The following is a 7,192-nucleotide window of genomic DNA, read 5'->3' as shown; positions in this document are numbered from 1 at the left end:
CCCCCCTCCCCCCCAATGAGGAGCAACGGCTGGCTGCCCTGCGGCAGTATCAGATTTTGGACACCGCTCCTGAGAACAGCTTTGACGAACTCGTGCGGCTGGCTGCCCACATCTGCGGCACGCCCATTGCTCTGGTCAGCCTTGTCGACGAACACCGCCAGTGGTTTAAAGCCAAATTCGGCGTCGATGTGCAGGAGACCCCACGGGATGTGGCCTTCTGCGCCCACGCCATCTTGTCGCCTAAAGAGCCGCTGGTGGTGCCCGATGCCACTCAGGATCCCCGCTTTGCCGACAACCCTTTTGTTACCCAAGAGCCGCACATCCGCTTCTACGCCGGCGTGCCCTTAGTAACTCCGGAAGGGCAGGCGTTGGGCACCCTCTGCGTTGTCGATTTCCAACCCCGGCAGCTCAGCCCGGAGCAACTGGATCAGCTCAAGGCCCTGGCCCATCAGGTGGTGGCCCAACTGGAGCTGCGCCGTACTTTGAGGGAACTGGCTCAGACGCCTCTGCTGCCTAAGTCGGGGGATACTAAACCTGCCCGCAAAAACCGCTTTCTCCTCAAAGTTACCGCCGGTTTTGGCCTGGCTGCCCTGATCTTGGCAGGGATCGCCTACTCCGCCCACCGCGCTGCTTCCCGTCTGCCCCAGATCAACAGGGAGGTAACCCAGCTTCTAGAAGAGCACGAGGTTCTAGAGAAGCTGCTAAGAGAAGTGGAGGCCGCAGAAGTCCACAAGCGCAGCTATCTCCTTACAGGCAATGCGAGCTTCTTACGGAGCTATCAGACAAGCACCGATTCGCTGTTTGCTCTTCTGGATCGGCTACAGGAATTTGCGGCCTTGGATCCCGTGCAGCAAGAGCACCTGAGCCGGCTAGAGCTGCTGCTGGCGCCGTGGCTGAAACTCAACCATGATTTGATTGAGCTGAGGAAGCAAGGGGAGCTATCTGCGGTTCAAGAAGCGCTGCAAAGTCAGGAAGAGGAAAAATTGAGGCAGCGGATTGTCGACGTGGTAGCGTCGCTACAAGAGGAAGATCACCGCCGGCTGCAGCAAAGTAGCGATCAGTTTCAGCTAGCCTGGAGCGGCACCAATGCCATCCTGCTAGCGGGTCTAACGTTTACCTACTGCATCTTGGCTGCTGTTTACTCCCTCATTCGCCGAGAAAGTGCTGAGCGGGAAAAGGCAGAGCGATCCCTCAAGCAAGAGCGGGATTTTACCAACGCGGTTATCGATACGGCAGGGGCGCTGGTGGTGGTCATGGATCCAGAAGGGCGTATCCTGCGCTTCAACCGCGCTGCCGAGCAGCTTTCTGGCTACTCGCTGGCAGAAGTTAAGAACCGGCTGCTGTGGGATTTGGGTTTGATCCCGCCGGAAGATGTGCCTGGTGTGAAGCAAGCTTTTGAACAGCTCAAGGGCAACTATTCCCTCTTTTTGAATCGCCATGAGAATTTTTGGCGCAGCAAGCAGGGGGCACTGCGGCTTATTTCTTGGTCTAACACCGCCCTAATCAACGCTGCCGGCGAGGTGGAGTTTGTCATGGGCACCGGCATCGACATCACCGACCGCAAGCTGGCGGAGCTGGCCTTGAAAGAAAGCGAAGAGCGCTACCGAGATCTCTTTGAAAATGCCACTGACCTCATCCAGAGCGTGGATGCCGAAGGGCACTTTTTATATGTCAACCGCGCTTGGAAAGAGACCTTGGGCTACGACGAAGCTCAGGTCTATCAGATGACCCTCTTCGACATTCTCCATCCCGACTGCCGGGAGCACTGCCAGGCTCTTTTCCAGAAGCTTCTATCGGGGGAGAAAGTAGAGAGAGTAGAGACAGCTTTCCTCACGGCCAGCGGTGAAACCGTTTGGGTGGAGGGCAATGTCAACTGCCGCTTTGAAGATGGAGTGATGGTGGCTACGCGAGGCATCTTCCGCAACATTACTGAGCAGAAGAAAGCGGCAGAGGAATTGGAGCGGCAAAACCGCCGGGCTCAGTTGCTAGCCAATCTCAGCTTGAAGATCCGCGAATCTTTGGATATCGCCGAGATCCTAGAGACGACGGTAACAGAAATCCAAGCCCTGCTCAAAGCGGACCGAGTCTTGGTCTACCGCTTCCAGCCGGATGGTTCTGGGATCATCTCCAAAGAGAAAACTCAGCCGGGGATCCCCTCCTTGCTGGGAGAGGTGATCGAGGATCCCTGTTTTCAGGAAAAGTACGCCCAGCTCTACAGCCAGGGCCGCGTTCGCGTTGTTAGCGATGTGGAAAGTGAAGGACTGGAGCCTTGTTACCTAGAGCTGCTGCAAAAAATGCAGGTCAGGGCCAACTTGGTGGTGCCGCTGTTTTTGGAGCAGCAGTTGTGGGGGTTGTTGCTGGCCCACCAGTGCTCTGGCCCGCGTCAGTGGCAGCCGTTTGAGATGGAGCTGCTGTCGCAGTTGGCCAACCAAATTGGCATTGCCCTCACCCAGGCAGCCCTTTTGGAACGGGAGAGAAAGCGCGGCCTGGAGCTGGAGCAGGCCCGCAAAGCAGCAGAGCAGGCTGCCCAGGCCAAAAGCAGCTTCTTAGCCACCATGAGCCACGAGATCCGCACCCCCATGAACGCGGTGTTGGGGATGACGGGCCTGCTGCTGGAGACCCCCCTCAATGCAGAACAGCGAGACTTTGTAGAGACCATCCGCGTCAGCGGCGATGCGCTGCTCACCCTCATCAACGACATCCTGGACTTCTCCAAATTGGAGGCCGGGGAAATGGAGCTGGAGATCCTGGATTTCGATCTCCGCTCGTGTCTGGAAGAGGTGGCGGATCTGTTTGCCCCCACTGCCCACGCCAAGGGATTGGAGCTGGCGGTGCTCATGCCACCGGAAGTGCCGCGCTACCTGCGGGGAGATGCCTCGCGACTACGGCAAATCCTCAACAATTTGGTAAGCAACGCCATTAAGTTCACCCACCGAGGAGAGGTGGTGATCCAAGCAGAGGTGCTGCAAGAAACCGCTACCCATGTCCACCTCAAGCTCTCGGTGAGAGATACCGGGATCGGGATCCCGGCGGCGGCGCAGAGCAAGCTGTTTCAACCGTTTAGCCAGGTGGATGCCTCTACTACCCGCAAATACGGAGGTACGGGACTGGGCTTGGCCATCTGCAAACAACTGACAGAACTGATGGGGGGAACCATCTCGTTGCAAAGCCAGGAGGGACAGGGCAGCACCTTCAGCGTCGAGCTGACCCTGGAGCGGCAGCCCTACGTCCAGCAGCTTGCCCAGCCTTCTGCTCGTGTCCCGGTGGATTTGCAGGGCAAGCGGCTGTTGGTGGTGGACGACAATGCCACCAATCGCAAGATCCTGCGCTGCCAGGCCACGGCTTGGGGAATGGTGGTGGAAGAGGCCGAAAATGCCTATCAGGCTATGGACAAACTGCGCCAAGCCGTTCGCGAGGGCAGACCCTTCCCCCTGGCCGTTTTGGATATGCAAATGCCAGAGGTGGATGGGGAGACCTTGGGCCGCTGGATCAAAGCAGATCCGCAACTGGCCGAGACGCAACTGGTGATGATGACCTCCCTGGGACTGGGGGAGCACTCCCGCCGCGCTGCCGAAATCGGCTTTGCCGCCTACTTGGTTAAGCCGGTAAAACAAAGCCGCCTTCAGGAGGCGTTGGCCATGGCCCTGGGGAAATCTTCTGGCCTCTCCACCTCTCTTTTGGGCATTGGCCCCCCTCTCTCTCAGACGACGCCTATGGCCGACCGACCCCAGCAGTCCCTGCGCATTTTGCTGGCAGAGGATAACCCCGTCAACCAAAAGGTGGCTTTGCGCCAGCTCGAGAGTTTGGGCTACAAGGCCGATGTGGTGGCCAACGGTCAGGAGGTATTGGATCTCCTGCAGCAGGTCAGATATGACCTTATTCTCATGGATTGCCAAATGCCGGTGATGGACGGCTACGAGGCCACCCGCCGCCTACGCCAACAGGAACGGAGATCCGGCCACCGCACAGTGGTGATTGCCATCACGGCCAACGCCATGCAGGAGGATCGGGAGCGCTGCTTGCAGGCAGGCATGGATGACTATCTCAGCAAGCCGGTGCTGAAGGAAGATTTGCAAAGGTTGCTCAACCACTGGAGCCAGGTGATTGCTCAGTCTGCAGGGGGATCCTCCAATGGATCCGCTTCTAAAGCAGCTTCTCCGAGCTCCCCCGGTAGGGACAGGGATCCCTCTTCTCCCACCTTGCCCTATCCCATCGACTCTGCCTACCTGGATCAGGTTTCCGGCGGGGATCGCGGGTTTCAGCGGGAGCTGCTGCAGGTGTTCATCCAAGATTGTGAAGACCAGCTGCCGCAATTGCGCCAAGCCATTGCCGGTTACGACGCAGAAAGAATGCGGCGGATCGCCCATCGCCTCAAAGGAGCCAGCTCCAACGTGGGAGCTAATGCTTTTTGCCAAGTGGTCCGCGAGCTGGAGCACTTGGGGGTAGCGCTGGCCCAGCAGGGATCCCAAGGTGGTCATGACCTAGAATGGGCACGCGCTCTCCAGGCCCCAGAAGACCTAGAACGCATCTTGGCCGATATCCGCCAGTACTTGCGAGATCTGGAAGGATAGATTCCAAAGGCTCGGCGCCGCTTCCGCGGCCACCCCCTCTCCCAGAGAGAGGGGAGTTAGGAAGCAATGCAGCAGAAATTTTCATGCCTGTTGCATTCGGAAGCGATGCAAAAGCCTGGCCGCAGCCAGGCCTGTAAAGATCTACAGCAAAGATCTACAGCAGTGTCTTGGGTCTACTGGGATTACATCAGGCCGATTTGAGAGAGGATCCCTTGGCCGGTCAGCAACTCGGTCGCAACGCCGATCACAAAGCCCAACATTGCCAAACGGCCATTCCATTTTTCGGCGAAGGTGGTAAAGCCAAACTTAGCTTCTTGGTTCTCCATGGTTTTAGCTCCATCAACGGGTGACATCTTTAATGTGGCTCAGATATTAAAAATTGTCAAGTTTTGTGTCGAGAGCTAACAAGGGATCCCTAGCTGCTTTTCACGGTTGTCCAGAGGGCGTCGATGAGGCGCAGCTCTTCCCCTGACAGCACTTTAAGGTAGGTGAGTTTGGCAAGGGCCTCTTCGTCAGGGTAGATGGCCGGGTTTTGCCGATCTTCTGGGTTGATCATGGGCAGAGCTGCAGCGTTGGGGGTGGCGAAGCGGTTGTGGTTGCTCAGTTGAGCGCCGACTTCAGCATCCAGGATGAAATTGATGAAGCGATTGGCCAGCTCGGGGTTGGGGGCCTGGGCGGGAATGGCCATTACATCCAGCCAAATGTGGGCACCCTCGCGGGGGACAAAATAGCCGATGTTGGGGTTTTCTTCGGCAGCTTGCAGGGCATCGCCGCTGTAGACGATGGCTACATTGGCCGTTCCAGAAACCAGTTGGTTTTTGCCCCCCACGCCCCCAATTAGGCCGGCACTGCGGCGCTTGGTGTCGATCAAAAGCTGCTGGATCTGCTGCAGTTCGGAGCGAACGGTGGTGTTCATATCGAAGCCCAGGTAAACGGCAGCGGCACCGATCATGGATCGCATCTCATCGATCATCACAAAGGGGCCATACTGCTGCTGCGGGTCGAAAATCAATCCCCAAGAGCGTTCAAAGTTTTCGGGCAGGCGGTCTTTGCGGTAGCCAATGCCGGTGGTGCCCCACTGATAGGCGGCGGTGTAGGTGTTTTCTGGATCAAAGGGCAGGCCGACAAATTTTTCGCCCAGGTTGCTTAGGTTGGGGATCAATTCTTTGTTGAGAGGCTGCAGCAGCCCCAGCTCCAACATGTTGGGCACGATGTAGTCGGTAGGAACAACAATGTCGTACTGGCTGGTGCCACCCCCCCGCAGTTTGGCCACCATGTCTTCGTTGGATTCGTACACGCTGACCAGCACGCGGCTGTTGGTGGCTTTTTCAAAGGCGGTGAGGATGTCGGGATCGATGTATTCTGACCAGATGTAGAGATTGAGGGTCTGCCTCTGGGCAGAGGTAACATGGGGCCAAAACAAAACCAGGACAAGCACACAGCAGAGTAGGGTTGTAGCCGAGGCAATCCACTTTTTCATGAGATTTCTCCGACTGTGAAAAGTTGAAAACATCGTATCTGCTTTCATCCCCCAGCCGGCTACACCCGCGGCTAGGGGGCACGCCTTGGGCAATCGCCAAGCCCCGCAAACTCCGGTTGAGGCTCGGGTACTCACCCTTGTTTCCAAGACAACACCCAAACGGTATCAACGCCTCCGCGAGCGATCCGCCAAAAGCCGCAAAGGCCGATTCTTTCGTCGGATCCCTCGATGCCTTGCGCCACAAGGCTTTCCAGCCCCAAAACCCCCTCGCCGCAGCTCTTTTTGCCGACTTTTTTCCGGATCCCTCGCAAATGGGTCTTGCATTCCTTGCCCTGCTTGGGTTTAATAGGGGTGGAGTTCCCCCTTCGGGGGGATCCCTAGAAATTGGAAACTCGCAGCAAACCGTGTAGTCATCTTTCAACAAAACGTTGTTCCCCCTTCGGGGGGATCCCTAGAAATTGGAAACGTGCTACCCGCCACTGCCCATGCAGGGGGGTACTTCGTTCCCCCTTCGGGGGGATCCCTAGAAATTGGAAACTCCAGTTGACCTGGTTTTGGGTAAACCCGTCTTCGTCAGTTCCCCCTTCGGGGGGATCCCTAGAAATTGGAAACCCTTCGACCATCACCGGAATGTCTGTAATTATGTAAGGTTCCCCCTTCGGGGGGATCCCTAGAAATTGGAAACGCCGAGGTTTGGGACATACTGGTACTCGATGACTGTACCGTTCCCCCTTCGGGGGGATCCCTAGAAATTGGAAACTCCCTAAGGAATTGGCACTGCTCCGACCGGAGGATTGTTCCCCCTTCGGGGGGATCCCTAGAAATTGGAAACACCCAAACGTCGCGGTCGCAGTAGTGATAGACTACTGCGTGTTCCCCCTTCGGGGGGATCCCTAGAAATTGGAAACAAGAACACCCAGGTATGAACCTGGGTGCTGAAGGTCGTTCCCCCTTCGGGGGGATCCCTAGAAATTGGAAACACGAGGTATACCGGCCAAACTCGTTCGATCTGTCCTCGCGGGTTCCCCCTTCGGGGGGATCCCTAGAAATTGGAAACGTATAAACAACCTGGGTGTTGGTGGGGGAGACTAGTTTGTTCCCCCTTCGGGGGGATCCCTAGAAATTGGAAACGTAACGAGTC

3 protein-coding genes and 1 CRISPR repeat array are annotated in these 7,192 nt (G+C 57.0%); of the genes, 1 reads left to right on the top strand and 2 read right to left on the bottom strand.

Annotation, left to right across the window (positions count from 1 at the left end; all coding sequences use genetic code 11):
- On the top strand, positions 1-4,571 hold a 4,571-nt coding region (locus tag NW837_RS10095), incomplete at its 5' end, for a response regulator (RefSeq protein WP_414331194.1).
- Between the two features lie 182 nt (positions 4,572-4,753).
- Here NW837_RS10095 and NW837_RS10090 read toward each other — a convergent pair.
- Positions 4,754-4,924, bottom strand: coding sequence for a chlorophyll a/b-binding protein (locus NW837_RS10090; RefSeq protein WP_414331192.1), 171 nt, complete (start codon positions 4,922-4,924; stop codon positions 4,754-4,756).
- 62 nt (positions 4,925-4,986) lie between these two features.
- Positions 4,987-6,051, bottom strand: coding sequence for a spermidine/putrescine ABC transporter substrate-binding protein (locus NW837_RS10085; protein WP_148202683.1), 1,065 nt, complete (start codon positions 6,049-6,051; stop codon positions 4,987-4,989).
- A gap of 356 nt (positions 6,052-6,407) precedes the next feature.
- Positions 6,408-7,182: a CRISPR direct-repeat array (repeat unit 36 nt; unit sequence GTTCCCCCTTCGGGGGGATCCCTAGAAATTGGAAAC).
- Between the last annotated feature and the right edge of the window lie 10 nt (positions 7,183-7,192).

Source organism: Synechococcus sp. R6-10, assembly GCF_047461815.1.
GTDB lineage: Bacteria > Cyanobacteriota > Cyanobacteriia > Thermostichales > Thermostichaceae > Thermostichus.
The sequence above is the reverse complement of the archived record's forward strand: the minus strand, read 5'-3'. Positions and strand labels throughout refer to the sequence as shown.